The 25,720-nt window shown below is 67.3% G+C and carries 29 protein-coding genes; 9 read left to right on the plus strand and 20 right to left on the minus strand.

Annotation, left to right across the window (positions count from 1 at the left end):
* Positions 1–56 precede the first annotated feature (56 nt).
* The 4 genes from AC07SQ_RS21495 to AC07SQ_RS21510 all read right to left on the minus strand — a co-directional run bounded on the left by AC07SQ_RS21495 (position 57) and on the right by AC07SQ_RS21510 (position 3,004).
* Positions 57–605, minus strand: coding sequence for a DUF2946 family protein (locus tag AC07SQ_RS21495; RefSeq protein ID WP_495272782.1), 549 nt, complete (start codon positions 603–605; stop codon positions 57–59).
* A complete protein-coding gene (locus AC07SQ_RS21500; RefSeq protein ID WP_495272783.1) occupies positions 598–1,614 on the minus strand; it encodes a YheT family hydrolase in 1,017 nt (338 codons plus the stop codon). The genes AC07SQ_RS21495 and AC07SQ_RS21500 overlap by 8 nt, the downstream gene beginning before the upstream one ends.
* An 81-nt stretch (positions 1,615–1,695) precedes the next feature.
* On the minus strand, positions 1,696–2,148 hold the full coding sequence (locus AC07SQ_RS21505) for a YybH family protein (RefSeq protein ID WP_495272784.1): 453 nt from the start codon (positions 2,146–2,148) through the stop codon (positions 1,696–1,698).
* A 52-nt stretch (positions 2,149–2,200) separates the two neighbouring features.
* Positions 2,201–3,004, minus strand: coding sequence for a Rossmann-fold NAD(P)-binding domain-containing protein (locus AC07SQ_RS21510; protein WP_495272785.1), 804 nt, complete (start codon positions 3,002–3,004; stop codon positions 2,201–2,203).
* A 47-nt stretch (positions 3,005–3,051) separates the two neighbouring features.
* On the opposite strand from AC07SQ_RS21510, the gene AC07SQ_RS21515 reads away from it, so the two are divergent.
* The 4 genes from AC07SQ_RS21515 (at position 3,052) to trxC (ending at position 5,636) form a co-directional block, all read left to right on the plus strand.
* A complete protein-coding gene (locus AC07SQ_RS21515; RefSeq protein WP_175497129.1) occupies positions 3,052–3,651 on the plus strand; it encodes a LemA family protein in 600 nt (199 codons plus the stop codon).
* Positions 3,652–3,663: 12 nt separating this feature from the next.
* The gene (locus AC07SQ_RS21520; protein WP_495272786.1) at positions 3,664–4,590 is read left to right on the plus strand and encodes a TPM domain-containing protein; all 927 of its coding nucleotides are present in this window, start codon (positions 3,664–3,666) and stop codon (positions 4,588–4,590) included.
* A 4-nt stretch (positions 4,591–4,594) separates the two neighbouring features.
* The gene (locus AC07SQ_RS21525; protein WP_095950149.1) at positions 4,595–5,125 is read left to right on the plus strand and encodes a TPM domain-containing protein; all 531 of its coding nucleotides are present in this window, start codon (positions 4,595–4,597) and stop codon (positions 5,123–5,125) included.
* Positions 5,126–5,186: 61 nt separating this feature from the next.
* Positions 5,187–5,636, plus strand: coding sequence for a thioredoxin TrxC (gene trxC, locus AC07SQ_RS21530; protein WP_070063801.1), 450 nt, complete (start codon positions 5,187–5,189; stop codon positions 5,634–5,636).
* Positions 5,637–5,654: 18 nt separating this feature from the next.
* Here trxC and AC07SQ_RS21535 read toward each other — a convergent pair whose 3' ends face one another.
* The 16 genes from AC07SQ_RS21535 to AC07SQ_RS21610 all read right to left on the minus strand — a co-directional run bounded on the left by AC07SQ_RS21535 (position 5,655) and on the right by AC07SQ_RS21610 (position 20,341).
* Positions 5,655–6,179 (minus strand): DUF3617 domain-containing protein, encoded by a 525-nt coding sequence (locus AC07SQ_RS21535; RefSeq protein ID WP_495272787.1) that lies wholly within the window; start codon positions 6,177–6,179, stop codon positions 5,655–5,657.
* Positions 6,180–6,248: 69 nt separating this feature from the next.
* Positions 6,249–6,944 carry a phosphatase PAP2 family protein gene (locus AC07SQ_RS21540; RefSeq protein ID WP_495272788.1) on the minus strand — a complete coding sequence of 232 codons (696 nt, stop codon included), beginning with the start codon at positions 6,942–6,944 and terminating at the stop codon, positions 6,249–6,251.
* Positions 6,945–6,996: 52 nt separating this feature from the next.
* The gene (locus AC07SQ_RS21545) at positions 6,997–8,127 is read right to left on the minus strand and encodes a Gfo/Idh/MocA family protein (RefSeq protein WP_495272922.1); all 1,131 of its coding nucleotides are present in this window, start codon (positions 8,125–8,127) and stop codon (positions 6,997–6,999) included.
* A gap of 37 nt (positions 8,128–8,164) precedes the next feature.
* Positions 8,165–9,130, minus strand: coding sequence for a substrate-binding domain-containing protein (locus tag AC07SQ_RS21550; protein WP_139705524.1), 966 nt, complete (start codon positions 9,128–9,130; stop codon positions 8,165–8,167).
* 52 nt (positions 9,131–9,182) lie between these two features.
* On the minus strand, positions 9,183–10,220 hold the full coding sequence (locus tag AC07SQ_RS21555; RefSeq protein ID WP_492687275.1) for an ABC transporter permease: 1,038 nt from the start codon (positions 10,218–10,220) through the stop codon (positions 9,183–9,185).
* Positions 10,186–11,721, minus strand: a complete 1,536-nt coding sequence (locus AC07SQ_RS21560; RefSeq protein WP_495272789.1) for a sugar ABC transporter ATP-binding protein — start codon at positions 11,719–11,721, stop codon at positions 10,186–10,188. The genes AC07SQ_RS21555 and AC07SQ_RS21560 overlap by 35 nt, the downstream gene beginning before the upstream one ends.
* The gene (locus AC07SQ_RS21565) at positions 11,718–12,887 is read right to left on the minus strand and encodes an ROK family protein (RefSeq protein WP_139705568.1); all 1,170 of its coding nucleotides are present in this window, start codon (positions 12,885–12,887) and stop codon (positions 11,718–11,720) included. The genes AC07SQ_RS21560 and AC07SQ_RS21565 overlap by 4 nt, the downstream gene beginning before the upstream one ends.
* 250 nt (positions 12,888–13,137) lie before the next feature.
* Positions 13,138–13,557 (minus strand): F0F1 ATP synthase subunit epsilon, encoded by a 420-nt coding sequence (locus AC07SQ_RS21570; RefSeq protein WP_062480186.1) that lies wholly within the window; start codon positions 13,555–13,557, stop codon positions 13,138–13,140.
* 18 nt (positions 13,558–13,575) lie between these two features.
* Positions 13,576–14,991, minus strand: coding sequence for a F0F1 ATP synthase subunit beta (atpD, locus tag AC07SQ_RS21575; protein WP_062480184.1), 1,416 nt, complete (start codon positions 14,989–14,991; stop codon positions 13,576–13,578).
* Positions 14,992–15,034: 43 nt separating this feature from the next.
* On the minus strand, positions 15,035–15,910 hold the full coding sequence (gene atpG / locus AC07SQ_RS21580) for a F0F1 ATP synthase subunit gamma (RefSeq protein WP_062480182.1): 876 nt from the start codon (positions 15,908–15,910) through the stop codon (positions 15,035–15,037).
* A gap of 33 nt (positions 15,911–15,943) precedes the next feature.
* Positions 15,944–17,557, minus strand: coding sequence for a F0F1 ATP synthase subunit alpha (gene atpA / locus AC07SQ_RS21585; RefSeq protein ID WP_062480180.1), 1,614 nt, complete (start codon positions 17,555–17,557; stop codon positions 15,944–15,946).
* 47 nt (positions 17,558–17,604) lie between these two features.
* Complete coding sequence (locus AC07SQ_RS21590) at positions 17,605–18,135, minus strand: F0F1 ATP synthase subunit delta (RefSeq protein ID WP_062480178.1); 531 nt, start codon at positions 18,133–18,135, stop codon at positions 17,605–17,607.
* Positions 18,136–18,142: 7 nt separating this feature from the next.
* Complete coding sequence (locus AC07SQ_RS21595) at positions 18,143–18,613, minus strand: F0F1 ATP synthase subunit B (protein WP_062480176.1); 471 nt, start codon at positions 18,611–18,613, stop codon at positions 18,143–18,145.
* Between the two features lie 33 nt (positions 18,614–18,646).
* Positions 18,647–18,916 carry a F0F1 ATP synthase subunit C gene (gene atpE / locus AC07SQ_RS21600; protein WP_056576471.1) on the minus strand — a complete coding sequence of 90 codons (270 nt, stop codon included), beginning with the start codon at positions 18,914–18,916 and terminating at the stop codon, positions 18,647–18,649.
* Positions 18,917–18,965: 49 nt separating this feature from the next.
* Complete coding sequence (gene atpB, locus AC07SQ_RS21605) at positions 18,966–19,844, minus strand: F0F1 ATP synthase subunit A (RefSeq protein ID WP_095747009.1); 879 nt, start codon at positions 19,842–19,844, stop codon at positions 18,966–18,968.
* A gap of 26 nt (positions 19,845–19,870) precedes the next feature.
* Positions 19,871–20,341: an ATP synthase subunit I gene (locus tag AC07SQ_RS21610; protein WP_056576477.1), complete on the minus strand. Its 471-nt coding sequence runs from the start codon at positions 20,339–20,341 to the stop codon at positions 19,871–19,873.
* Between the two features lie 137 nt (positions 20,342–20,478).
* On the opposite strand from AC07SQ_RS21610, the gene AC07SQ_RS21615 reads away from it, so the two are divergent.
* The 5 genes from AC07SQ_RS21615 (at position 20,479) to dxs (ending at position 25,689) form a co-directional block, all read left to right on the plus strand.
* Positions 20,479–21,372 carry a D-amino acid aminotransferase gene (locus AC07SQ_RS21615; protein ID WP_495272790.1) on the plus strand — a complete coding sequence of 298 codons (894 nt, stop codon included), beginning with the start codon at positions 20,479–20,481 and terminating at the stop codon, positions 21,370–21,372.
* Positions 21,369–21,677, plus strand: a complete 309-nt coding sequence (locus AC07SQ_RS21620) for a YbeD family protein (RefSeq protein WP_095747011.1) — start codon at positions 21,369–21,371, stop codon at positions 21,675–21,677. The genes AC07SQ_RS21615 and AC07SQ_RS21620 overlap by 4 nt, the downstream gene beginning before the upstream one ends.
* Positions 21,674–22,351, plus strand: a complete 678-nt coding sequence (gene lipB / locus AC07SQ_RS21625; RefSeq protein WP_495272791.1) for a lipoyl(octanoyl) transferase LipB — start codon at positions 21,674–21,676, stop codon at positions 22,349–22,351. Before AC07SQ_RS21620 ends, lipB begins: the two co-directional genes overlap by 4 nt.
* Before the next feature lie 7 nt (positions 22,352–22,358).
* Positions 22,359–23,342 carry a lipoyl synthase gene (lipA, locus tag AC07SQ_RS21630; RefSeq protein WP_307696703.1) on the plus strand — a complete coding sequence of 328 codons (984 nt, stop codon included), beginning with the start codon at positions 22,359–22,361 and terminating at the stop codon, positions 23,340–23,342.
* Positions 23,343–23,793: 451 nt separating this feature from the next.
* Entirely contained in the window at positions 23,794–25,689 is a 1,896-nt protein-coding gene (gene dxs, locus AC07SQ_RS21635; RefSeq protein WP_495272792.1) for a 1-deoxy-D-xylulose-5-phosphate synthase, read from the plus strand.
* The last annotated feature ends 31 nt before the right edge of the window (positions 25,690–25,720 follow it).

The following is a 25,720-nucleotide window of genomic DNA, read 5'->3' on the forward strand; positions in this document are numbered from 1 at the left end:
GCTCTCAGGCCGGTTTTTTTACGCCCGGACGATCCGGGTTGCTATCTTTTCAGTAGCTATGCAGCCACGCCTGCATGGCGCTCTGCCGGGCTCAGCACATGGCCGAAGCGCCCCGGCAGGTCGGCCGCCCGCACCGGCTCCGGCGTCCAGACGCCCTGCTCCACGGCTTCGGCGGCGATGCCCACGTCCTGCGTGTGCACCAACCCCAGCCCCGCCGGGGCCACGAGATAGAGCCGGCCTTCTTCGTCGAGCAGGCAGCCCGACACCTCGGCCGGCGCGCCCGTGTGGGCCGCGACCGTGAACGCGCCCGCGCCCTGCTGCGCCACGCGCCACACCAGTGGCGCCGCCTCCAGCTCGACATACACGCGCTGCGGCCCGTTCTGGAAGAACCACTGGCCGTCGGCGTCGTGCTCGTAGTTGCGGTGGATGAAGTCGATCAGCTTGTCGTGCCGCAGCATCGAGCCCTTGGCGCTGCGAAACGGGCCCTGCGCCTGCGTGCGGTCGTCGCGCATGTACCAGTTGCCGCGCGCGTCCAGGCCGAGCCAGCCGTAGCAGTGCGGCACGTTCGGCCACTTGGCTAATGCCTGTTTGACGATGTCATCCATGGGCCGTATTTTGCGCCCGCGTCGACGAGAGGTGGTGGGCCAGCCACCCTCCTACGCGCTCGGGCATTCCGCCCACGTGCCCCGGCGGCAGGCCGAGCGGAAAGCCCACGTGGCCGCCGCCCGCGGGCTGCCACAGCGTGACGTGCGACCCGACCTCGTTCGGCCCCGGCAGGCTGCGGGCCGGAATGAAGGGGTCGTTGCGGGCGTTCACCACCAGCGCGGGCACGCGGATCGCGCCCAGCAGCAGCTTGGACGAGCCGCGCGCCCAGTAGTCGTCGGTGTTGCGAAAGCCGTGCAGCGGGGCCGTGAACACGTCGTCGAAGTCGTAGAGATCGCGCGCGGCCATCAGCCGGTCGCGGTCGAACAGGCCCGGGAACTGCGCCAGCTTGGCCAGCGCCTTGGGCTTCATGGTCGCGAGGAACATGCGCGTGTAGACCAGCCGGTTGAAGCCGCGCCCGATCGCCTCGCCGCCCGCCGCCAGGTCGAGTGGCGCGCACACCGACGCCACCGCGTCGACCGAGGCCCGCGCGCTCTCGCCCGCCTCGCAGGCCCAGCGCAGCAGCGCATTGCCGCCCAGCGAGACGCCGGCCGCCAGCACCGGCCCGCCGCCGCCCTGCACCACGTGCTGCGCGTGCATGCGCCGCAGGATCCAGTCGATCTCCTCGTGGTCGCCCGAGTGGTAGGCGCGCGGCGCGAGGTTCAGCTCGCCGCTGCAGCCGCGAAAGTGCGGCACCGCGAAAGCCATGCCGCGCGCGGCGGCAAAGGCCGCGAAGGCCTCGGCGTAGTGGCTGCGCGACGAGCCCTCGAGCCCGTGGAACAGCACCAGCAGCGGCCGGGGGCCGGGCTGCGGCGCATCGGCGAAGTCGACGTCGATGAAGTCGCCGTCCGGCGCGGTCCAGCGTTCGCGGCGGTACACCGGCGCCGCCCCGTCGAAACGGCGCGCGCACAGCGCGGCCCAGATGGTCTGCAGGTTGCCGCCGGGCAGCCAGCGCGGGGCGTCGTAGCCCATGGCGCCGTAGGCAACGGGCGACGCGGAATCCGGTGAGAAAGAGGACGAAGGAAAGGGAGAGGCCATCGCTCGAAGCAGGACTCAGTGCAGGACCTGTGGTGGATCGTTCGCGTCGTCCGGCTCGCGCGCGCTGCCCGGGCTCGCGTGGTGCGCCACCATGCGCCAGCCCTGCGCGGTCTTGTGATACACGTTGGTGGCCAGCACGAAGGCATGGCGCGGCCCCTCGGCCGTGAGCACCTCGATGCGCTCCAGCACGTTGTGCACGGCGCTCGCCAGCGACTCGATCTTGCGCACACGCGCCGGCGTCGCATGGATGGCACCGTTGGCGAACATCTGCTCGAAGGCCGAGCGGATCGCCACCGCGCCCACCAGCCGCGGGCCGCCCGGGTGGACGCAGAACACCTCGTCCTCGTCGGCCCAGCAGGCCATCAGCGCATCGACATCGCCGCGTTGCAGCGCTTCATAGAAGGCGGCCTCGACATCGTCGGCAGTGCCGCCGATGGCCGCGGCGGCGCGGAAAGGGGTCTTGGGCATGGCGGTGAAGGGCGAGAGCGAAGGGGGTAGGCCGGATTTTGCCCTGCCCATGTCACGGCCATGTGGCAGCAGGCGACCCGGCCGTGGGTGCTTCGGGCGCGGACGCGGGAATCAGCCACGCGCGCGCCGCCGCCTCGGTGGCGCCCTGCGCGGCCTGCCACACCATCTCGGGCGCGGCCACGTGCACGCCGGGCGGCGCCACGCGCAACGCGAGGTCGATCAGCTCGGCCATCTTGGGCGCGCGCACCGGTTGCTCGTTGGCCGGCACCATGAATCGCATGATCGACAGCATCCAGGCCGCGAGCCGCTCGCCCAGGTTGGCCAGGCGCACGTCGGCCGGCTTGCGCGCCGAGCGCAGCAGGATCAGGCGCTCGAAGCCGCAGGCGACCACGGCCTGCTCGTCGAGGCTGGCCAGCCCGCGCTTGAGCGCCTCGGGCAGCCGGCCGCGGTCGTGCGGCTGCACGATGGCCAGCGTGCGCACGCCGCTGGCGCGCAGCCAGCGCGCCAGTTCGGGCAGGTCGGCGGGCTCGGGGTGCCACAGCGCGCGCTCGCGGCCGTGGTACAGGCGAGGCGGATCGAAGGCAATCACCGCCACGTCGGCCGCGACGGGCGGCCACTGCGCGATCGGCAGCGCCGGGCACTGCACGGTCTCGACGCCGGGCAGCCCGTCGTGCATGGGCTCGCGCGCCAACACGCGCGTGCGCTGGAAGCGGTGGCGGCCCGCGAGCCGGTGCAGCAGCTCCTGGCCGAGCGCGCCGGTCGCGCCCGCGATCAGCAGCGTGCCGGTGGGCGGCGCGGCAGCGGGCGGAACCGCGCGGTTCGCGGCCTGCAGGGCGTGGAGGGGATCGAGGGCCATGACCCCATCTATGCTAACTTCGGCCTCCTTCTGCGGAGGTAATGCAAATGATGATGAAGCGCTGGTTCCTGATTCTCGCGGCCGTCCTGTCCCTCAGCGGATGCGGCTACAACCAGTTCCAGTCCCTCGACGAGGCCAGCAAGTCGGCCTGGAGCGAGGTCCTCAACCAGTACCAGCGGCGTGCCGACCTCGTGCCGAACATCGTCGCCACCGTGAAGGGCGAAGCCAGCTTCGAGCAGGACACGCTCACCAAGGTGATCGAGGCGCGCGCCAAGGCCACCTCGATCCAGGTGACGCCCGAGACGCTCAACAACCCCGAAGCCTTCAACAAGTTCCAGCAGGCGCAGGGCGAGCTGTCGTCGGCACTGTCGCGCCTCATGGTGGTGGCCGAGCGCTACCCCGACCTCAAGGCCAACCAGGCCTTTCGCGACCTGCGCGTGACGCTCGAGGGCACCGAGAACCGCATCACCGTGGCGCGCAACCGCTACATCGAGAGCGTGCAGGAGTACAACGTGCTCGCGCGCAGCTTCCCGACCAACCTCACGGCCATGGTCTTCAGCTACAAGCCGAAGGCGAATTTCTCGGTGCAGAACGAAGCCCAGATCTCGACGCCGCCGACGGTCGATTTCAGCGCACCGAAGAAGTAAGAAGCGGCGCCGATGGCCGCAGCCCTGATCCGCCGCGCACTGGCAGCGATCTTCATCGCGGCCCTTGCCTGGGCCGGCCTGCCCGCGCTGGCGCAGGGCCTGCTGCCGATCCCCACGCTCACGGCGCGCGTGATCGACCAGACCGGCACGCTCGACGCCGCGCAGCGCTCGGGCCTGGAAACCAAGCTCGCGGCCTTCGAGCAACGCAAGGGCTCGCAGATCGTGGTGCTGATGGTGCCGACCACGGCGCCCGAAGACATCGCGAGCTACGCGCAGCGCGTGGGCGACACCTGGAAGATCGGCCGCAAGGGCGTGGGCGACGGCCTCCTGGTCATCGTCGCCAAGGACGATCGCAAGATGCGCATCGCCACGGCCAAGACGCTCGAAGGCGCGGTGCCCGACCTCGCGGCGGTGCGCATCATCGACGAGGAGATGAAGCCGCGCTTTCGCAACAACGACTTCGCGGGCGGCCTGAACGCAGCGGTGGACCGGCTCATCGGCCTGGTCGACGGCGAGCCGCTGCCCGAGCCTTCGCGCAACAGCAGTAGTGGCAGCAGCAACGACGGCTTCGACTGGGAGAACCTCGCGATCTTCCTGTTCGTCGGCGTCTTCGTCGGCGCCCCGATCGCGCGCGCCATCCTGGGCAAGACGATGGGCTCGGTCGCCATGGGCGGCGGTATCGGCGTGGTCGCGTTCTTTCTCACGACCAGCACGGTCATCGCGGTGATCGCAGGGCTGATTGCGCTCATGGTCTCGCTGTTCTCGGGCCTTGCCGGCTTCGGCCCCGGTCGTGGCGGCCGAGGCGGTGGCGGCGGGGGTGGCTGGAGCAGCGGTGGGGGTGGTGGCGGCTGGAGCAGCGGCGGCGGAGGTGGCGGCGGCGGATTCAGCTCCGGCGGCGGTGGCAATTTTGGCGGCGGCGGCGCCTCGGGAGACTGGTGAACCCATGGCAACTGCAGACCCCACGCTCTTCTCGAAGCTCGGCCGCATCTGGCGGCATCGCTGGACCGACGAAGCCGCGGTGCGCCGCGTGCTGCCGGCCGACGCGATGGAGCGGCTCGCGGGCCGCGTGGCCGCGAGCGAGCGGCGCCACAGCGGCGAGATCCGCATCTGCGTCGAGGCCGGCCTGCCGATGTCCTACCTGTGGCGCCACGCACCGCCCCGGGAACGCGCCGTGACGCTGTTCGGCAAGCTGCGCGTGTGGGACACCGCGCACAACAACGGCGTGCTGATCTACCTGCTGCTGGCCGAGCACGCCATCGAGATCGTGGCCGACCGCGGCATCGACGCCCATGTGGGCTCCGCCGAATGGGCCGCCATGACGCAACGCATGGCCGTGGCCTTCCGCGAAGGCCGCTTCGAGGACGGCATCACGCTGGCGCTGGAAGAGGTGTCGGCGCTGCTGATGGCCCACTTCCCGCTGGCCGATGACCAGCCCGACACCAACGAACTGCCCGACGCGCCCGTGGTGCTCTGAGGCCCGGCGCCCTCGGCGCCGGCGCCTTGCAATCCGCGCATCCGGCCCTTATTTTTCGGAGATGACCGAATCCGAATCGCTGCACATCGTCTGCCCGCACTGCCACACGACCAACCGCGTGCGCACGGCGCAACTGGGCAGCGCGCCCGACTGCGGCAGCTGCCACCGCCCGCTGTTCACCGGCCACTCCACGGCACTGCCCGACGTGGCCACCTTCGATCGCCACATCGCGCGCAACGAGATCCCGGTACTGGTCGATTTCTGGGCGCCCTGGTGCGGCCCCTGCCGCCAGATGGCGCCGGCCTACGAACAGGCGGCGGCCCAGCTCGAACCGCAGGTGCGGCTGGCCAAGGTCGACACCGAGGCGGTGCAGGCGCTGGGCGCGCGCTTCAACATCCGCAGCATCCCGACGCTGGCGCTGTTCAAGGGCGGGCGCGAGGTCGCGCGGCAGGCCGGCGCGATGGGCGCGGCCGACATCGTGCGCTGGGTCAAGGCGAACGGCGCGGGCTGATCCAGCAACCGGCCGCGCTCACTTGCGCGGCGGCATCTTCGCCATCGCGTCGAGCATGTTCATCTTCATGCCGTTGCCCATGACCATGTCGCCCGGCTTCTGGCCCGGCTTGCAGGGGCCGACCCACTTGGCGTCGACGACGCTCGTGCCTTCGGTGCGGCCCATGAGCGGCGGGCTGTAGGTCGACTTGCTTTCGACGCGGTAGGCGCTGCTGAAGTCGCCGCTCATCACGGCACGCGAGGTCGCGGTGGTCGGGCCGATCTTGCAGGCCGAGTCGATGACCAGCTTCACGCCTTCGAGGCGCAGGTCCTGCTTGGAGCACATGTCCTTGCCCATGCCCTGCCCCATCTCGCGCATCGCCTTGTCGGTGGCCGCGTCGATGCATTGCTGGATCGTCTGGCCCGGCGCCTTGGCCGTGGCCGCGCCGCCCTCGCCGGTCTGGATTTCCCACAGGCCCGGCTTGCGCGCCGGGTAGTCGATGGCCAGCGCGGGGCCGGCGAGAAGACAGGCGACGGCGGCGAGGGAGAACAGGCGACAGGTCATGGCGGGCTCGGTGGACGGCGATGCCGCTTTGTACCGTCGGCGCCCGCGCGGCGGAATACCGCGATCGGTCTAAGCCGCGACCGGCGCCAGGGCCGCCGATGGGCGCTCGCGCAACGCGAAGCCCATCGCCAGGCCGAGCCCGAGGCCGCCCAGCACATCGATCAGCACGTGCTGGCGCACGGCCATCGTCGAGTACACGATGGCCACCGCCCACGCGAGGTTGAGCAGCCGCAGCCAGCCCGGCGCGCCGGCCTCGCGCAGTTGCCGTGCCAGCACCATGCAGGCGAACACCGAGAACGACACATGCAATGAAGGAAAGGCGTTGCCCGCCGCATCGAAGGTCTTGAGGAAGTGCAGCGACGAGCCCGGCGCGGCCTCGATCGCGAAGTTCGGGATCGCCGTCGGCATCCACCAGAACACGGCCAACGCGATCGCCGTCATCACCGCGCAGCCGATGGCGATGGTGTTCAGCTCGCGCCGGTCCCTGGCCAGCAGCACCGGCAGCGCGATGTAGGCCCACAGCGTGAGGTACACCGGCAGCATCGCCGGCCAGAACGCGATCAGCCGGTCGACGGCCGTGAGCGGCAGCACCCACGCCGGTCCGGCGTGGTGCATGACCCAGAAGTACAGCGGGAAGAAGCCCAGCGTGGCGACGGTGTTGCCGGCCAGCTTGAGCAGCCACAGCGTCCGGCAGCGCTGCCAGAGGGCGCGCGGCCATGAAGGCTGAGGCGAAGGGGCGTCGAAAGAAGATGGGGAATGCGTCATGGCGGCCGCTGGTGCCGCGGCTTCGTCTCGTTTCAACGAGGCTCGTGCACGGCTACCAGGACGTCCACTTTAATTCGCTTCCAGCCGACGCCACCGTGCGCTCGATGAAGCGCACGCCGCGCGCCCCGTCTTCCACGCGCGGATAGTCCGCCGCCAGCGGATCGGCCACCTGCCCCGCGAGCCGCGCGCGGATGTCCGCCGCCACGCCCGCGTAGACGTTCGCAAACGCCTCGATGAAGCCTTCGGGATGGCCGGCCGGCAGGCGGCTCGCGCGCCGCGCCGACTCGCACAGCCAGGGCGCGCCGCGCGTGAGCACGCGCCGGGGTCCGTCGTGCGGCAGGTGCACCAGCTGGCTCGGCTGCTCCTGGCGCCATTCGAGCGTGCCCAGCGTGCCGGAGACGCGCAGGCGCAGGTCGTTCTCCAGCCCGGTGTTGATCTGCGAGGCCACCAGCACGCCGCGCGCACCGCCTTTGAAGCGCAGCAGCAGGCTGCCGTCGTCGTCGAGCAGGCGACCCGGCACCAGCGCGCCGAGGTCGGCGCACAGGCTCTCGATCTCCAGGCCGGTGACGGTGGCCACGAGGTTCTCGGCGTGCGAGCCGATGTCGCCGATGGCGCCGGCCGCGCCGCTGCGCGCGGGGTCGGTGCGCCAGTCGGCCTGCTTGTTGCCGCCCGCGGCTTCCACGTGGCTGGCGAGCCAGCCCTGGTTGTATTCGACGACGACCTTGCGGACCTCGCCGATCTCGCCCGAGCGCACCATCTCGCGCGCCTGCCGCACCATCGGGTAACCGGTGTAGTTGTAGGTCACGCCGAACACCGTGCCCTGCTTCGCCACGGTGGCGACCAGCGCATCGGCCTGCGCGCGCGTGTGCACCAACGGCTTGTCGCACACCACGTGAAAGCCGGCTTCCGCGAAGGCCTGCGCCACCGGGTAGTGCACGTGGTTGGGCGTGACGATCGAGACGAAGTCGATGCGCCCATCGGCCGGGCGCTTCAGCTCGTCGGCCAGCAGTGCCTGCCAGTCGCCGTGGTTGCGGTCGTCGGCCAGGCCGAGGTCGCGGCCCGAGGCGCGCGCCTTGTCCGGGCTCGACGACAGCGCGCCGGCGACCAGCGCGATCTGGCCGTCGAGCGCCATGGCCTTGCGGTGCACGGCGCCGATGAAGGCGTCGCGACCGCCGCCGACCATGGCGCAGCGCAGGGGACGTGAAGCGATCTCGGTCACCTTAGAACGGCGAATTGGGATGGTAGAAATCCTTGGCGTTCTCTTTGGTGATCAGAACCGACGGAATGATCGTGGTCGCCGGCAGCTTCTCGCCCTTCAGGCGTGCCTCGGCTGTGAGCTTGATCGCGTCGTAGATGAACTTGGGCGAGTAGCTCACGTCGGCCGTGATGCGCTTGTCCTTGCCGTCCATGATGGTCTTGACCATGTCCTTGGCGCCGGCGCCGCCGAACACGATCTTGATGTCGTCGCGCTTGGCCTGCGAGATGGCCTTGAGCACGCCCACGGCCATGTCGTCGTCGGCGGCCCAGATGGCGTCGATGCTCTTGAAGCGCGTCAGGTAGTCCTGCGTGACCTTGAAGGCGTCGTCGCGGTTCCAGTTGGCGTACTTGGCGTCGAGCAGCTTGATGTCGGGGCTGCCCTTGAGCACGGCGTTGAAGGCGTCCATGCGCTCGTTGTCCAGCGTGGTGGCGATGCCGCGCAGGGCGACCACATTGCCCTTGCCGCCGAGCTGCTTGACGATGTACTCGGCCGGGATCTTGCCGAAGGCGGTGTTGTCGCCGGCGACATACGCGTCCTGCGCGCTGGTGTCGGTCAGGCCGCGGTCGACCACGGTGACATACGCGCCCTTGGCCTTGACCTGCGCGACCGGCTTGGTGAGCGCGGCCGATTCGAACGGGAACACGACGAGCGCGTTGATCTTGGTGACCGTCGACAGGTCCTGCAGCTGGTTGGCCTGCTCGGGCGCATTGGCGGCGGTCTTGATCGTGATCTTCAGGTCCTTGTGCTGCTTCTCGAGGTCCTTCTTCGCCTGGTTGGCCCAGTAGTTGATGCCGCCCATGAAGCTGTGCGTAGCCGCGGGAATCGACACGCCGAGGTTGACCTTGTCCGCGGCAAGCGCGGGCAGGCTGGCGGCGAACGCTGCGGTGGCAACCGCCGTGAGCGCGAGGCGTCGGGTGAAAGTCGTCATGCTGGATGTCTCCTCTTGGTGGTGGAACGGGAACGGAACGAACAACGAAAAACTAGCGGCGTCCGCGCTGCAGGAACGCGACGACGATGATCACGAAGCCCTGCACCGCGGCATTCAGGTACACGCTGATGATGCTGGTGAGGTTCAGGATGTTGCTGATGACCGAGAGCAGGATCGCGCCCACCACCGTGCCGGTGATGCTGCCCGCGCCGCCCTTCAATGCGGTGCCGCCGACGATCACAGCGGCAATGGCTTCGAGCTCCCACAGCAGGCCGGTGGTCGGCGAGGCCGAGCCCAGGCGCGGCACATACAGCAGCGTGGCAATGCCCACACACACGCCGAGCAGCACGTAGGTGAGGATCTTCACGCGGTCGACGTCCACCGCCGCGTAGCGCGCCACCTGCTCGTTGGAACCGATGGCCTGCACGTAGCGTCCGTAGGCCGTGCGATTCAGGATGACGCCGCCGATGACCGCGACGATCACGAACACCCACACCGGCACGGGGATGCCCGCGAGGCTCGCGTAGTACACCGGCGCGTAGAGGTCCGACAGCTCGTTGTCGAGCGTGAGCGCGCCGCCGTCGGCAAAGTACGTGAGGTACGCGCGGAAGATGCCCAGCGTGCCCAGCGTCACGATGAAGGGCTCGATGCGGCCCTTGGTGATGAGCAGGCCGTGCGCCAGGCCGAACAGCGCGCCCAGCACCACGGCGAGCACCGCGCCCATCATCACCGCCATCAGCGGCGAGCCCGAGGCCGGGCCGGCCCAGTTGATGAACATGATCACGCTGCCCGCGATGAGCGCGGCCATCGAGCCCACCGACAGGTCGATACCGCCCGAGATGATCACGAAGCACATGCCCACCGCGATGATGCCGATGAAGGCGGTGCGTGTGAGCACGTTCATCGCGTTGTCGACGGTGGCGAAGTCGCCGTTGAGCAGCGTGCCCGCGATGCACAGCAGCACGAGGCCGATGACCGGGCCGAGGCCGTGCAGGCGCTCGGTCCAGCGCGGCGTGCCTTCGCTGCGGTGTGGCTGCTGCGGCTGCTGTGCGGCGTCAGGCTGCGTGGGTGTCTGCGGTTCCGGTGGCATGAGCGATGAGCTCCTCTTCAGTCAGGTGGGTCGCGTCCAGCGTGGCAACGAGCCGGCCCGCGCGCATCACCGCGACGCGGTGGCACAGGCCGATCAGCTCCATCAGCTCGGACGAGACGACGATCACCGCGAGGCCTTCGCGGGCGAGTCGCTGGATCAGGAAATAGATGTCGCGCTTGGCGCCGATGTCCACGCCGCGCGTGGGCTCGTCCAGCACCACCACCTTGGGCTGTGGCTGCAGCACCTTGGCGAGCGCGAGCTTCTGCTGGTTGCCGCCCGACAGCGACGAGGCCCGCACGTCGAGCGAGCCGGTGCGGATGCCGTAGTCCTTCACCGCCTCGCCGAGCGCCGCGCGCTCCGCGTCGGGCTTCAGCCAGGGCTGCGCATAGCGCTCCAGCGCCATCAGCGTGAGGTTCTGGCGCAGGCCGAAGTGCACGTGCAGGCCCTTGCCCTTGCGGTCTTCGCTGAGGTAGGTGAGGCCGTGTTTCGCGGCATCGCGCGGGTTGCGCCAGCCCTTGCCGTGGGGCACGGGCTCGCCGCGCATCTCGACGGTGCCGCTGGCGGGGCGCAGCCCGAGCAGGCCCTCGAAGAGTTCAGTGCGGCCCGCGCCGACGAGGCCCGCGAAGCCGAGGATCTCGCCGGGGCGCACTTCGAAGCTCGCGTCCTGCGCCCAGCCGGGCACGCTGAAATTGCGCACGCGCAGGGCGGGCGCGTCGGCGGCCACGACGAGGTCGCGCGGCGGGTACAGGTCGGCGAGTTCGCGGCCGACCATGAGGTTGGCCATCTGCTGGCGCGAGACCTCGGGCGTCGGTGCGCGCGCCACGAAGCGGCCGTCGCGCATCACGATCACCTCGTCGGTGACTTGCTCCACCTCGTCGAGCTTGTGCGAGATGTAGACGATGGTCACGCCGTCGGCGCGCAGCTGGGCGATGAGCTTGAACAGGCGCTCGGTCTCGCCGGGCGTGAGCGTGGCGGTGGGCTCGTCCATGACGAGCAGGCGCGCGCGGCGGGCGATGGCTTTCGCGATCTCGACGAGCTGCTTCTCGGCGACGATGAGGCGACGCACCTTGGTGCGCGGGTCGATGGCCAGGCCGACGGCGGCGAGCGCGGCGGCGGCATCGCGCTCCATCGCGGCGTCGTCGAGCAGCCAGCCTTTTTTCTTCTCGTGGCCCAGGAAGATGTTCTGCGCCACGCTGAGGTCTTCGGCGAGGTTGAACTCCTGGTGGATCAGCACGATGCCCAGTGCCTCGGCATCGCGCGAGCTCGTGAAGCTTTGCGGTTGGCCGTTGATGCGCAAGGTGCCGCTGGTCAGCGACTCGTAGCCCGACAGGATCTTCATCAGCGTGGACTTGCCCGCGCCGTTCTCGCCCAGCAGGCCGTACACGCGCCCCGGCGCCAGCGCAAAGCTCACGCCATGCAGCACCTGCACGGGGCCGAAGGCTTTCACCACGCCGTCGAACTCGACGGCCACGCTGCCCTTGGTTGCCACGGTATTCGTCATGGCGCTACCCCTCGGGCCTTGAGCGTTTCCTGCATCGCCAGCACGCCCGCGCCGACGAGGCCGCCCTGCGTGCCCAGCGGCGTGTACTGGATTTCCAGGTGTCGCGTCGACAGCGCGAGCGAGCGCTGGTAGACGCTCTGGCGCACGGCCGCGAGAAACAGCGGCCCGATGCGCGTGATGCCGCCGCCGATGAACACGTGCGAGGGATTGAAGAAGTTGACGACCGACGCGAGCATCTGCCCGATCAGGCTGCCCGCGCGCTGGATGATGGCGTTGGCCGCCGGGTCGCCGCCGCGGCTGGCCTGTCCCACGTCGAAGGCATCGATGCGCCCGCGCGTGCGCAGGCATTCGGCGAGCGTCGCGCTTTCACCGGCTTCGGCCGCCTGCATCGCCATGCGCGTGATCGCGGGGCCCGCCGCCATCGCCTCGACGCAGCCCAGGTTGCCGCAGTGGCAGCGCGGGCCTTCCTGGTCGACGCAGATGTGGCCCACGTCGCCGGCCGAACCGGCCGCACCGCGGTACACCTCGCCGTGGCAGACGATGCCGCAGCCGATGCCCGTGCCGATCTTGATGACGAGGAAATTGGAGAGCGAGCGCCGCAGCCGCCACAGCTCGCCGAGCGCCATCAGGTTGACGTCGTTGTCGACGAACACGGGCGCCGCATAGTCCTCGCGCAGGTAGTCGCGGATCGAGAAGCTGTCCCAGGCCGGCATGAGCGGCGGGTTCACGAGCTGGCCGATCTCGAAGTTGACGGGGCCGGGCACGCCGATGCCGATGCCCAGCACGTTCCGTGGGCCCTGCCCGCAGCGGGCCAGCAGTTCGCGCATCAGCACCCGCACGCGCGCCAGCACCACGGCCGGGCCTTCGCGCACGTCGGCCGCTTCTTCGTGCTGGGCCAGCACCGTGAGGTCGGGGCGCAGCACTGCAACGTCCAGGCTGGTGGCGCCGATGTCGATGCCGACGAGCACGCCGAGTTCGGCATTGAGCTGGAGGTTTTCGGCGCGGCGACCGCCCGAGGAGCGCTGCAGGCCGGCCTCGGCCAGCAGGCCCTGGTCGACCAGGCCGGCGATGAGCGCGTTGGCCTTGCTCTTGGAGAAGCCCAGCTGCTCGGCCATGGCATGGCGAGAGCCGCCGGCCGACCAGAAGGTCGATTCCAGCAACCGCATTTCGTCGGTCGTGATGCCGCTCCAGGGTGCCACGCGTTTGTCTCCGCTCTTTTTGGAAAGGCGCCGGTCGAACGATCGGGTGATCGGTCGCCGGGCGAAGGCGAATACTAGGAGGGCATCTTCAGCCGGGCAAGGCTGAACTTCGACCTATTTCAGATCAAATGCACCTTCATCCTGGCTCGGACGGACGAAAAAAAGCCGCCCGGAGGCGGCTTTTTTCTTTGCTTCTGCCCGAAGGCAGCGGCATCGATTACTTCTTTTGGCGGTACTTGCGCAGCGCAGCGATCTGCGCAGCCATCACGGCCAGTTCCGACTGCGCCATCGCGATATCGATGTCGCTCTTCGCGTTCTTCAGCGCTTCCTCGGCGGCCGCCTTGGCCTTGTTGGCCTTCTCGTCGTCGAGGTCCTTGCCGCGGATCGCGGTGTCGGACAGCACGGTGACGGCGTCGGGCTGCACTTCGAGGATGCCACCGGCCACGAAGACGAACTCTTCGCCGCCGTCGGCCGTTTCGATGCGCACGGCGCCGGGGCGGATGCGCGTGATCAGCGGCGTGTGACGCGGATAGATGCCGAGCTCACCGGCTTCACCGGGCAGCGCGACGAACTTGGCTTCGCCCGAGAAGATCGACTCTTCCGCGCTGACCACGTCGACGTGAATGGTGTTTGCCATCTGAGTTCCCATGCCGCCTTAGGCGACCTTCTTGGCTTTTTCGAACGCTTCGTCGATGGTGCCGACCATGTAGAACGCTTGTTCCGGCAGGTGGTCGGCTTCGCCGTTCACGATCATCTTGAAGCCGCGGATGGTTTCCGACAGCGGCACGTACTTGCCCGGCGAACCCGTGAACACTTCGGCCACGTGGAACGGCTGCGACAGGAAACGCTGGATCTTGCGGGCGCGGGCCACGGCGAGCTTGTCGTCGGGAGCCAGTTCGTCCATGCCCAGAATCGCGATGATGTCGCGCAGTTCCTTGTAGCGCTGCAGCGTGCCTTGCACGGCGCGGGCCACGTTGTAGTGCTCTTCGCCGACCACGTTCGGGTCGAGCTGGCGCGAGGTCGAGTCCAGCGGGTCCACGGCGGGGTAGATACCCAGCGAAGCGATGTCACGCGACAGCACCACGGTCGAGTCCAAGTGGGCGAAGGTCGTGGCGGGCGACGGGTCGGTCAAGTCGTCGGCAGGGACGTACACGGCCTGGATCGAGGTGATCGAGCCGACCTTGGTCGACGTGATGCGCTCTTGCAGGCGGCCCATTTCCTCGGCCAGCGTCGGCTGGTAGCCCACGGCGGAAGGCATGCGGCCCAGCAGTGCCGACACTTCGGTACCGGCCAGCGTGTAGCGGTAGATGTTGTCCACGAAGAACAGCACGTCGCGGCCTTCGTCGCGGAACGACTCGGCGATGGTCAGGCCGGTCAGGGCCACGCGCAGACGGTTGCCCGGGGGCTCGTTCATCTGGCCGTAGACCATGGCGACCTTGGAGTCTTCGAGCTTCTCGAGGTTCACGACGCCGGAGTCGGCCATCTCGTGATAGAAGTCGTTGCCTTCACGGGTACGTTCGCCCACACCGGCGAACACCGACAGACCCGAGTGGGCCTTGGCGATGTTGTTGATGAGTTCCATCATGTTCACGGTCTTGCCCACGCCGGCGCCGCCGAACAGGCCCACCTTGCCGCCCTTGGCGAACGGGCACACCAGGTCAATCACCTTGATGCCGGTTTCCAGCAGGTCCTGCGAGGGCGACAGTTCGTCGTACGCGGGAGCCTTGCGGTGGATGGAGGCGGTCAGCGTCTGGTCGACCGGACCACGCTCGTCGATGGGCGCGCCCAGCACGTCCATGATGCGGCCCAGCGTCGCCTTGCCCACGGGCACGGTGATGGGGGCTTGCGTGTTGGTCACGATCAGGCCGCGGCGCAGGCCGTCGGAAGAACCCAGCGCAATCGTGCGGACCACGCCGTCGCCGAGCTGCTGCTGGACTTCGAGCGTCAGTGCGCTGCCTTCGAACTTGAGGGCGTCGTAGATCTTGGGCATCTTGTCGCGCGGGAATTCCACGTCGACCACAGCGCCAATACACTGAACGATCTTGCCTTGAACTGCTTCTGCTTGAGCCATGTCTGCTCCGATAAAAATTTAAATCTGTTGAGGTCCGAAGGGCTCAGACACCGGCGGCCGCCGCAGCGCCCGAAACGATTTCCGAGAGCTCCTTGGTGATGCCGGCCTGGCGGGTCTTGTTGTAGACCAGCTTCAGCTCGCTGATCACATTGCCTGCGTTGTCGGTGGCAGCCTTCATGGCCACCATCCGCGCCGAATGCTCGGACGCCATGTTTTCTGCCACGCCCTGGTAGACCAGCGACTCGACATAGCGGACCAGCAGCTCGTCGATCACGCTTTGCGCATCGGGCTCGTAGATGTAGTCCCACGAGTGCTGGCCTTCCTCGACTTGCAGCGAGTCAGCGGCCAGCGGCAGCAGCTGCTCGACGAGCGGCTCCTGCTTGATCGTGTTGATGAACTTCGTGTAGCACAGGTACACGGCCGAGAGCTTGCCTTCCGCGTAAGCGTCCAGCAGCGTCTTGACCGGGCCGATGAGCTTGTCCAGATGCGGCGTGTCACCCAGGTGGGTGACGTGCGCCACCACGCGGGCACCGATGCGGTTCAGGAAGCCCAGGCCCTTGCTGCCGATGGCGACCGACTCGATCGCCACGCCGGCCGACTGCGCTTCGCGCAGCTTGGCCGTCACGGCACGCAGCAGGTTGGTGTTCAAGCCACCGCACAGGCCCTTGTCGCTCGTCACGATGATGAAGCCGATCGCCTTGGCGTCGTTCTTCTTCATGAAGGCGTGCGTGTACTCGGGATTCGCCTTGCCAAGGTTCGCCGCGATGTTGCGGATCTTCTCGCTGTAGGGGCGTGCGGCACGCATGCGCTCTTGCGCCTTGCGCATCTTGGAAACCGAGACCATTTCCATGGCCTTGGTGATCTTCTTGGTGTTCTCCACCGATTTGATCTTGCCGCGGATTTCCTTACCAGCTGCCATATGAGCTCCTTCTTGCGTCGGTCAAAAGGTCGCTCAGGCGAACGACTTCTTGAACGAGGTGGCTGCGGCCAGCAGTTCGGCTTCAGCGTCCTGGCACACCTTCTTGAAGGCCTGCTTTTCCGCGCTGTCGTCCGGCTTGGCCGGCTTGACGTCCCACTTGGCACCATGCTTTTCCATGGTTTCGAGCAGGGCGGCGTGGCTCGTCTTCAGCAGCTGGTGGAAGCCGTGTTCGAACGGGAGCACCTTCTTGACGTCGATGTCGTCCATGAAGCCCTTGTTCACTGCGAACAGCGTGGCATTCATCAGCGAGATCGGCAGCGGGCTGTACTGGGTCTGCTTGAGCAGTTCCGTCACGCGCGCACCGCGGTCGAGTTGCTTGCGGGTCGCTTCGTCCAGGTCGGAAGCGAACTGCGCGAACGCGGCCAGTTCACGGTACTGGGCCAGGTCGGTACGGATACCGCCCGACTGGTTCTTGATCAGGTTGGTCTGCGCCGACGAGCCCACACGCGACACCGAGATACCGGCGTTGATGGCGGGACGGATGCCGGCGTTGAACAGGCTGGTTTCCAGGAAGATCTGGCCGTCGGTGATCGAGATCACGTTGGTCGGAACGAAGGCGGACACGTCACCGGCTTGCGTTTCGATGATCGGCAGTGCGGTCAGCGAACCGGTCTTGCCCTTGACTTCACCCTTGGTGAAGGCTTCGACGTAGTCGGCGTTCACGCGGGCTGCGCGCTCGAGCAGACGGCTGTGGAGATAGAACACGTCGCCGGGGTAGGCTTCGCGGCCTGGCGGGCGGCGCAGCAGCAGCGACACCTGGCGATAAGCCACGGCTTGCTTGGACAGGTCGTCATAGACGATCAGGGCGTCCTGGCCGCGGTCGCGGAAGTACTCGCCCATCGTGCAGCCCGAGTAGGCCGACACGTACTGCATGGCAGCCGATTCGGAGGCCGATGCGGCCACCACGATGGTGTAGTCCATCGCGCCGGCTTGTTCCAGCGAGCGCACCACGTTCTTGATCGACGAAGCCTTCTGGCCGATCGCAACGTAGACGCAGGTCATGTTCTGACCCTTCTGGTTGATGATCGCGTCGATGGCCACGGCGGTCTTGCCGGTCTGGCGGTCGCCGATGATCAGCTCGCGCTGGCCACGGCCGACGGGCACCATCGAGTCGATCGACTTCAGGCCGGTCTGCATCGGCTGGTCGACGGACTTCCGTGCGATCACGCCAGGTGCGACCTTTTCGATCACGTCGGTCATCTTGGCGTTGATCGGACCCTTGCCGTCGATCGGCTGGCCCAGTGCATTCACCACGCGGCCGATGAGCTCGGGGCCCACGGGCACTTCCAGGATGCGACCCGTGCATTTGACGGTGTCGCCTTCGGAGATGTGCTCGTACTCGCCCAGAATCACGGCGCCGACCGAGTCGCGCTCGAGGTTCAGCGCCAGGCCGAACGACGGCGTGCCGTCAGCCGTGGGCGGGAATTCCAGCATTTCGCCTTGCATCGCGTCCGACAGGCCGTGCACGCGCACGATGCCGTCGGTCACCGAGACCACGGTGCCCTGGTTGCGGATGTCGGCGCTGACGCCAAGGCCTTCGATACGGCTCTTGATCAGTTCGGAAATTTCTGCGGGATTGAGTTGCATGACTCTTTCCTTCTTTCAATAAATAGGGCCAACCGCGGCTCGCCGCCTCAGGCGGTGAGCGCTGCTTTCATTTGTTCGAGACGCGCCTTGACGGAGGTGTCGAGGACTTCGTCCCCCACCACCACACGGATGCCGCCGATCAGCGAAGGATCGGATTCCACACGCGTGTTCAGCGGGCGACCGAAACGGCGCTGCAGGGCCACGGCGACCTCGGCGAGACTCGCCGCGTCGATCGGGAAGGCGCTGTAGATCACCGCGTCGGCCGTGCCGCCCTTGGCGTTCTTGAGCTCGCGGTACTGGGCCGCGACTTCAGGCAATGCAGCAAGCCGGCCGTTGTCGATCACCGTGCGCAGGAAGTTCTTGCCGGTGTCCGGCAAGGCTTGCGGCAGCAGACCGGAGATCAGATCGAAGATCTGTTCCGGCGACACCTTCGGGTCGGCAGCGAACTGCAGGAGCTGCGGATCGGCAGTGATGGCGGCCAGCTGGCCGATCCATCCGGCCGTGCCTTCGAGGTCGCTCGAAGTAGCCCCGAAGAGCGCGTCCGCGTAGGGGCGGGCAATGGTCGCAAGTTCGGCCATATCGTCCTCAGAGCTCGGTCTTCAGGCGCTGGAGCAGGTCGGCGTGGACACCGGCATTGACTTCCTTGCGGAGAATCTGCTCGGCACCCTTGACGGCCAGCGCAGCAACCTGCTCACGCAGGGCTTCACGGGCACGCACGGACTGCTGTTCGGCTTCGGCGTGCGCGTCGGCCACGATCTTGTTGGCCTCCACCGTTGCACGGCCCTTGGCCTCTTCGATGATCTGCTGGGCGCGGCGCTCGGCATCGGCCAGGCGGCTGGTGGTCTCGTTGCGAGACTGAACCAGTTCCTGCTCGACGCGCTGGTTGGCGGAAGCGAGTTCAGCCTTGGCCTTCTCGGCGGCCGCCAGGCCCGCAGCGATCTTTTGTGCGCGTTCATCCAAAGCCTTCGCGATGGGCGGCCACACGAATTTCATCGTGAACAGCACCAGCAGCAGGAAGACGATGGCCTGAACGAACAGGGTCGCGTTGATACTCACGGCAACACCTTTCTGGAGTGGCGTTGAACCGGCTTACTTGGGCAGGTTGGCCAGCAGGGTCGCGGCGAACGGGTTGGCGAAGGCGAACAGCAGGGCGATGGCCACGCCGATCAGGAAGGCCGCGTCGATCAGACCAGCCAAGATGAACATCTTGGTCTGCAGGTCGTTCATGAGCTCAGGTTGACGGGCCGACGATTCCAGGAACTTGCCACCCATCAGCGCGATGCCGATGGAAGCACCGATGGCGCCGAGACCGACGATCAGACCACAAGCGAGAGCGACGAGACCGAGAATGTTTTCCATGATGACTCCTTAGAACAGATTTAAAGCAAACGAAAAGAAAAAGGGAAACTCAATGCGCCTCATGCGCCTGGCCCAGATAGATCAGGGTCAGCATCATGAAGATGAAAGCCTGCAGCGTGATCACCAGGATGTGGAAGATCGCCCAGACAGTGCCGGCAATGATGTGCCCGATGGGCAGCAACACACCGGAGAACGAGGCCGCCATGGCACCGCCCATGAGGGCGATGAGCATGAAGACGAGCTCGCCCGCATACATGTTGCCGAACAACCGCATGCCGTGCGAGACCGTCTTGGCCAGGTACTCGATGACCTGCATCAGCAGGTTGACGGGCCACAGCAGAGGGTGGGCACCGAAGGGCGCGGTGATCAGCTCGTGGCCCCAGCCGCCCAGGCCCTTGACCTTGACGCTGTAGAAGAGGCACAGGAGCAGCACGGAAGTGGAAAGACCGAGCGTGGTCGAGAGGTCGGCGGTCGGCACGGCACGCATGTAGGCGTGGTGCGGATCGTGGCCCAGTGCCGAGTAGACCTGGGTCCAGATGGCCGGCAGCAGGTCGACCGGCAGCATGTCCATCGCGTTCAGCAGGAAGATCCAGACGAACACGGTGAGCGCCAGCGGGGCGATGAACTTGCGGCTCGCGGCGTTGTGCACGTTGGCCTTGGCCTGGTTGTCGACCATCTCGACCAGGATCTCGACCGCCGCCTGGAAACGGCCGGGCACGCCGGGCGTTGCCTTGCGGGCAGCCAGCCACAGCACGAAGCAGCCCAATGCGCCGATGATCAGCGCGTAGAGCACCGAGTCGAGGTTGATGACGTTGAAGTCAACAATGGCGGATTGAACGACGGGCTTGAGGCTCCAGTCGACTTGCCAGTGCTGGAGGTGGTGAACGATGTATTCACTCGCGGTCGGGGCGTGTCCTTCGGCGGCCATCTTTCAGCGTCTCTCTTCCAAAACAGTCAAATCCGGTTCAAAAATTTGGGCCGCACCAACAGTGCCACCCAGTACATCTTCATGGCGACCACCACGCCAGCCACCATGGCCAGCCAGACGAGCCCCCCGATCAGCCACGGCGCCGCGGCCAGCAAGGCAACGGTCAGCGCGATCTTGATCATCTCCCACACAAAAAACCTCAACATGACAGCTTGCGACGGCATGCCCGGTTTGCGCCGGACACCGCGGACAAACAAGGCCGCGGGGATCGCTACTGTCATGGCTCCGTAAAACGCCGAGATTGCAGCCTCGGATCGCGCCGTCCAGATCCACGCCAGGCAAGCTACCACCACACCTGCAGCCACTTGGGCTGCGATCACCCACCAGGGTGACAGCTCGGGGTTTTGCTCGCGCAACTTCTGGGCCTCTTCGGCCGTCAGTGGCTTGAAATCGGATTCTTCGGCGTCAACCTCAGGGACAGGGGCGTTGGTTGTCATTCGAATGCACCCCGTGTTTGTCCCCGGAGAATTTTACAAAGCCATTGATTATAAGTAAAACCTAGCGGGGTCCCGCCATAACGTGACACTTCGTCGACAGTTCTGCACCGAGTGTGGCGTCCGCCCATAATTTGCGGATGCAAGACATCACCTCGGCACTGCCCGACACGCCGTGCTTTCTCAACGGCGAATTCACCCCTCTGCGCGACGCGAAGATCAGCGTTCTCGACCGCGGCTTCATCTTCGGCGACGGCATCTACGAAGTGATCCCCGTCTACTTCGGCGTGCCCTTCTGCTTCGATGAACACATCGCGCGCCTCGAGCGCTCGCTGGCCGAGCTGCAGATCGACAACCCCTACACCCGCGACGAATGGCGTGCCATCGCGACACAGCTTGCCGCACCACAGGGCAAGGCACCGCAGGCGATCTACTTCCAGGTCTCGCGTGGCGTGGCGCCGCGCGACCACGTGATGGTGCGCGGCCTGCGCCCCACCGTGTTCGCGATGGTGAACCCCCTGCCGCCGGTGGCGGATGCGGTGCGCGCCAAGGGCGTGGCCTGCGTCACCGCCGATGACTTCCGCTGGCAGAAGGCCCACATCAAGAGCACCAGCCTGCTGGGCGCGGTGCTCGCGCGGCAGATCAGCGTCGAGGCCGGCGCCACCGAAACCGTGATGTTCCGCGGCGACTCGCTCAGCGAGGCCTCGTCGAGCAACGTGTGGATCGTGAAGGACGGCACGCTCATCGGCCCACCGAAAGACAACCTCGTGCTGACCGGCATCCGCTACGGCCTGCTCGAGCGCCTGTGCCAGGACAGCGGCATTCCCTTCGCGCTGCGGCGCGTGTCGCGCAACGAGGTGTTCGGCGCCGACGAGCTGCTGCTGTCCTCGGCCACCAAGGAAGTGTTGCCCGTCGTCACACTCGACGGCCAGACCATTGGCAATGGCCGTCCCGGCCCCATCTACCAGAGCTTGTATGCCGCCTACCAACAGGCCAAGCAACGCAACGCCGACGCGCCAGGAGCCACCGCATGACCGACACAACGCCCCCCACCGACACCGCATCGATCCCCGATCCGCGCAAGGAATCGCTGATCGAGTACCCCTCGCAGTTCCCCATCAAGGTGATGGGCGCGAAGGTCGACGGCTTCGTGCACGCGATCACGCAGATCGCCGAGCGCTTCGACCCGGCCTTCGACGCCACCACGGTCGAGCTGCGCGACAGCAAGGCCGGCAACTACCTGGGCGTGACCATCACCGTCACCGCCACCAGCCGCGAGCAGCTCGACGACCTCTACCGCGCCCTGTCCGCGCACCCGATGGTGAAAGTCGTTCTTTGACGCCCCTCGAAGCGCAGTGGCTCGGCCGGGCCGACTACCTCGCCACCTACGCGGCGATGCAGCGCTTCACGCAGGCGCGCACGTCCGAGACGCCCGACGCGCTATGGATCTGCGAGCACGACCCCGTGTTCACGCAGGGGCTGGCGGGCAAGGCCGACCACATCCTGGCCCCCGGCCCGATCCCGGTCGTGCAGACCGACCGGGGCGGGCAGGTCACCTTCCACGGCCCCGGCCAGGTGGTGGCCTACCCGCTCATCGACCTGCGGCGCGCGGGCTACTACGTCAAGGAATACGTCTACCGCATCGAGGAATCGGTGCTGCGCACGCTCGCCCACTTCGGCGTGACGGGCCACCGCGTGGCCGGCGCGCCGGGCATCTATGTGCGCCTGGACGACCCGTTCTCGCACGCCGCCCTCACCGGCCCGATGCCCGGCGCCGACCCGTTCCGGGGCCTGGGCAAGATCGCCGCGCTGGGCATCAAGGTGAGCCGCCACGCCACTTACCACGGTGTGTCGCTCAATGTCGCGATGGACCTCGAACCCTTCTCGCGCATCAACCCTTGCGGCTACGCGGGGCTGCAAACGGTCGACCTTTCTACAATCGGCGTCCAAACCACATGGGAAGAAGCCGCCAAAGTGCTGAGCCAAAAGCTCGGGACTTTCCTGGCTCCTTGACACACCAATGAGCACCACCGAAGTCGTCCGCGACGCCCAGAGCGCCGAAACCTACAACCCGCTGGCCAAGCAGAAGGCCGCGGCCAAGCTCTCGCGCATCCCCGTCAAGGTGGTGCAGACCGGCGAAGTGCTCAAGAAGCCCGAGTGGATCCGCGTCAAGGCCGGCAGCCCCACCACGCGCTTCTACGAGATCAAGCAGATCCTGCGCGAGAGCAACCTGCACACGGTCTGCGAAGAAGCCTCGTGCCCGAACATCGGCGAATGCTTCGGCAACGGCACGGCCACCTTCATGATCATGGGCGACAAGTGCACGCGCCGCTGCCCGTTCTGCGACGTGGGCCACGGCCGCCCCGATCCGCTGGACAAGGACGAGCCGCTCAACCTGGCCAAGACCATCGCCAAGCTGCGCCTGAAGTACGTGGTGATCACCAGCGTCGACCGCGACGACCTGCGCGACGGCGGCAGCCAGCACTTCGTCGACTGCATCGCCAACATCCGCGAGCTCTCGCCGATGACGCAGATCGAAATCCTGGTGCCCGACTTCCGCGGCCGCGACGACCGCGCGCTGGAAATCCTCAAGGCCGCGCCGCCCGACGTGATGAACCACAACCTGGAAACCGCGCCGCGCCTGTACAAGGAAGCGCGTCCGGGCAGCGACTACCAGTTCAGCCTGAACCTGCTGAAGAAGTTCAAGGCGCTGCACCCCAACGTGCCGACCAAGAGCGGCATCATGGTCGGCCTGGGCGAAACCGACGAAGAAATCCTGCAGGTGATGCGCGACATGCGCGCCCACGACATCGACATGCTGACCATCGGCCAGTACCTGTCGCCGTCGGGCTCGCACCTGCCGGTGCGCCGCTACGTGCACCCCGACACCTTCAAGATGTTCGAGGAAGAGGCCTACAAGATGGGCTTCAGCCACGCCGCCGTGGGCGCGATGGTGCGCTCCAGCTACCACGCCGACCAGCAGGCGCACGCCGCCGGCGTCTGACGGCACCGCCCGACCGCCCGACCGCCCGACCGCCCGCCATGCGCGGGCGTCGGCGCACCCCTTCCCTCCCCCTTCTCCCCCTTCTCCCCCTTCTCCCCCTGACCTCGCACCGCGGCCGTTTTCGAACGGCCGTGGCGGTCGTGCGCGCGCGCCGCGCCATCCAAAAAACTGATTAAAACCTCGGGGGTAAATAACCCTGGGTATCAAAAAATTTGCAGCCGCATTCGCTTGCGTGCGTCAAATCCATCCCCTACGCTGACCTCCTGATTTCGCCCGACCCGAAATTAAAAACCCGGAGCCGACGCGCTTTCAGGTTCCCTCGGAGGCTTTGACAAGGAAATTGAACCGTCAATTTCCAAGGCATTTTTTCGTCCGAAATTAGCCAGTACCGCATTGCATAAAGAATTCAGTCGCCACGGCCCGCGCGTTTCCATCTCACGGAGAAACCGGAATGCATGCCCTGCTCGAAGCCATCGATTCACCCCATTCGCTGCGCCAGCTCGGCATTGCGCAATTGCCGGGCCTTGCGGATGAATTGCGATCCTTCATCGTCAACAGCGTGTCCCGCACGGGCGGCCACTTCGCCTCCAACCTGGGCACGGTCGAGCTGACGGTCGCCCTGCACTACGTGTTCGACACCCCGCGCGACCGCATCGTCTGGGACGTGGGCCACCAAAGCTATGCCCACAAGATCCTGACCGGCCGGCGCCAGGCCATGCCCACCTTGCGCCAATTCGGCGGTATTTCCGGATTTCCGAGGCGCACCGAATCCGAACACGATCATTTCGGCACCGCGCATTCCAGCACTTCCATTTCAGCCGCCCTGGGATTTGCGCAGGCCGCCCGCATTTCCAATTCGACCGACCACGCCATTGCGGTGATCGGCGACGGGGCCTTGAGCGCCGGCATGGCCTTCGAGGCCATGAACAATACGCAGGCCTGCGGCCGCTTATTGGTGATATTGAACGACAACGACATGTCGATTTCGCCACCCGTAGGCATGCTGCGCCTTTATCTGGGCGGATTGATTTCAGAACGCGCCTATGCCAGCGCCAATGAAGCCAGCCGGCAAAGATTGCGCGCCATGCGCCCGGCGCTGGCCCCCTGCGAGCCCTCGGAACTCGGCCTGTCGCCCGCCACCCTCTTCGAGCAATTCGGCTTCCACTACACCGGCCCGATCGACGGCCACGACCTGGGCGCGCTGATCCCGGCCCTGCAGAAGCTGCAGGCGCAGCCGGGCCCGCAGCTGCTGCACATCGTCACGCAGAAGGGCCACGGCTACCGCCCGGCCGAGCAGGACCCGGTCCTGTACCACGGCCCCGGCAAGTTCGACCCCGCCGCCGGCATCAAGACCGCTCCCGCGTCGGCCCCCGCCAAGCCGACCTACGCCCAGGTCTTCAGCGACTGGCTCTGCGACGAGGCCGAGGCCGATGCGCGCGTGGTCGCCATCACGCCGGCCATGCGCGAGGGCTCGGCCCTGATGGACTTCGAGCGCCGCTTTCCCGAGCGCTACTTCGACGTCGGCATCGCCGAGCAGCACGCCGTGACCTTCGCCGCGGGCCTCGCGGCGGCGGGGATGCGGCCGGTGGTCGCCATCTACTCGACCTTCCTGCAGCGCGCCTACGACCAGCTGATCCACGACGTGGCCTTGCAGAACCTGCCGGTCGTGTTCGCGGTCGACCGCGCCGGCATCGTCGGCGCCGACGGCGCGACGCACATGGGCGCCTTCGACGTTGCCTACCTGCGCTGCATTCCGAACATGGTCGTGATGGCCGCCTCCGACGAGGACGAGTGCCGCCAGATGCTGCACACCGCCCTGCGCCACGACGGCCCGGCCGCCGTGCGCTACCCGCGCGGCGGCGGGCCCGGCGCGCTGCCCGTGCGTGCGCTGCAGCCGCTGCGCATCGGCCGCGGCCAGGTGCGGCGCGAATCGACGCAGCCCATGGGCGCGCGCATCGCCATCCTGGCCTTCGGCACCATGGTCGCGCCCAGCCTGGCCGCCGCCGAACGGCTCGACGCCACGGTCGCCAACATGCGCTTCGTGAAGCCGCTCGACGCCGAGCTGGTGCTCTCGCTCGCCGAGACGCACGACGTGCTCGTGACCGTCGAGGAAGGCTGCGTGATGGGCGGCGCCGGCGCCGCCTGCCTCGAATCGCTGGCCGCGCAGGGCGTGCTGATTCCGTCGCTGCAGCTGGGCCTGCCCGACGAGTTCGTCGAGCACGGCGACTGCGCCAAATTGCTCGCCGCCCACGGCCTGGATGCCGACGGGCTGGTGCAGTCGATCCAGGCGTTCTTCGATGCCAACGCCCCCGCGTTCCGCACGGCTCGCATGAGCCTCGTTTCCTGAAACCCACCGTGACCGCCAGCCACAGGAGAAC

This window comes from Variovorax sp. GW821-FHT06D12 (genome assembly GCF_059419205.1).

Excerpts from the sequence above, each read along its gene's own strand:
- AC07SQ_RS21540 (WP_495272788.1), bottom strand. The coding sequence starts at position 6,944 with ATGACGCATTCCCCATCTTCTTTCGACGCCCCTTCGCCTCAGCCTTCA.
- dxs (WP_495272792.1), top strand. The coding sequence starts at position 23,794 with ATGCATGCCCTGCTCGAAGCCATCGATTCACCCCATTCGCTGCGCCAG.
- atpG (WP_062480182.1), bottom strand. The coding sequence starts at position 15,910 with ATGGCAGCTGGTAAGGAAATCCGCGGCAAGATCAAATCGGTGGAGAAC.
- lipA (WP_307696703.1), top strand. The coding sequence starts at position 22,359 with ATGAGCACCACCGAAGTCGTCCGCGACGCCCAGAGCGCCGAAACCTAC.
- atpD (WP_062480184.1), bottom strand. The coding sequence starts at position 14,991 with ATGGCTCAAGCAGAAGCAGTTCAAGGCAAGATCGTTCAGTGTATTGGC.
- AC07SQ_RS21570 (WP_062480186.1), bottom strand. The coding sequence starts at position 13,557 with ATGGCAAACACCATTCACGTCGACGTGGTCAGCGCGGAAGAGTCGATC.
- AC07SQ_RS21525 (WP_095950149.1), top strand. The coding sequence starts at position 4,595 with ATGGCAACTGCAGACCCCACGCTCTTCTCGAAGCTCGGCCGCATCTGG.
- AC07SQ_RS21500 (WP_495272783.1), bottom strand. The coding sequence starts at position 1,614 with ATGGGCTACGACGCCCCGCGCTGGCTGCCCGGCGGCAACCTGCAGACC.
- AC07SQ_RS21610 (WP_056576477.1), bottom strand. The coding sequence starts at position 20,341 with ATGACAACCAACGCCCCTGTCCCTGAGGTTGACGCCGAAGAATCCGAT.
- AC07SQ_RS21515 (WP_175497129.1), top strand. The coding sequence starts at position 3,052 with ATGATGATGAAGCGCTGGTTCCTGATTCTCGCGGCCGTCCTGTCCCTC.
- atpE (WP_056576471.1), bottom strand. The coding sequence starts at position 18,916 with ATGGAAAACATTCTCGGTCTCGTCGCTCTCGCTTGTGGTCTGATCGTC.
- atpA (WP_062480180.1), bottom strand. The coding sequence starts at position 17,557 with ATGCAACTCAATCCCGCAGAAATTTCCGAACTGATCAAGAGCCGTATC.
- AC07SQ_RS21590 (WP_062480178.1), bottom strand. The coding sequence starts at position 18,135 with ATGGCCGAACTTGCGACCATTGCCCGCCCCTACGCGGACGCGCTCTTC.
- AC07SQ_RS21620 (WP_095747011.1), top strand. The coding sequence starts at position 21,369 with ATGACCGACACAACGCCCCCCACCGACACCGCATCGATCCCCGATCCG.
- AC07SQ_RS21495 (WP_495272782.1), bottom strand. The coding sequence starts at position 605 with ATGGATGACATCGTCAAACAGGCATTAGCCAAGTGGCCGAACGTGCCG.
- AC07SQ_RS21520 (WP_495272786.1), top strand. The coding sequence starts at position 3,664 with ATGGCCGCAGCCCTGATCCGCCGCGCACTGGCAGCGATCTTCATCGCG.
- AC07SQ_RS21555 (WP_492687275.1), bottom strand. The coding sequence starts at position 10,220 with ATGCCACCGGAACCGCAGACACCCACGCAGCCTGACGCCGCACAGCAG.
- AC07SQ_RS21545 (WP_495272922.1), bottom strand. The coding sequence starts at position 8,127 with ATGGTCGGCGGCGGTCGCGACGCCTTCATCGGCGCCGTGCACCGCAAG.
- AC07SQ_RS21505 (WP_495272784.1), bottom strand. The coding sequence starts at position 2,148 with ATGCCCAAGACCCCTTTCCGCGCCGCCGCGGCCATCGGCGGCACTGCC.
- AC07SQ_RS21615 (WP_495272790.1), top strand. The coding sequence starts at position 20,479 with ATGCAAGACATCACCTCGGCACTGCCCGACACGCCGTGCTTTCTCAAC.
- AC07SQ_RS21560 (WP_495272789.1), bottom strand. The coding sequence starts at position 11,721 with ATGACGAATACCGTGGCAACCAAGGGCAGCGTGGCCGTCGAGTTCGAC.
- AC07SQ_RS21535 (WP_495272787.1), bottom strand. The coding sequence starts at position 6,179 with ATGACCTGTCGCCTGTTCTCCCTCGCCGCCGTCGCCTGTCTTCTCGCC.
- atpB (WP_095747009.1), bottom strand. The coding sequence starts at position 19,844 with ATGGCCGCCGAAGGACACGCCCCGACCGCGAGTGAATACATCGTTCAC.
- AC07SQ_RS21565 (WP_139705568.1), bottom strand. The coding sequence starts at position 12,887 with ATGCGGTTGCTGGAATCGACCTTCTGGTCGGCCGGCGGCTCTCGCCAT.
- trxC (WP_070063801.1), top strand. The coding sequence starts at position 5,187 with ATGACCGAATCCGAATCGCTGCACATCGTCTGCCCGCACTGCCACACG.
- AC07SQ_RS21550 (WP_139705524.1), bottom strand. The coding sequence starts at position 9,130 with ATGACGACTTTCACCCGACGCCTCGCGCTCACGGCGGTTGCCACCGCA.
- AC07SQ_RS21510 (WP_495272785.1), bottom strand. The coding sequence starts at position 3,004 with ATGGCCCTCGATCCCCTCCACGCCCTGCAGGCCGCGAACCGCGCGGTT.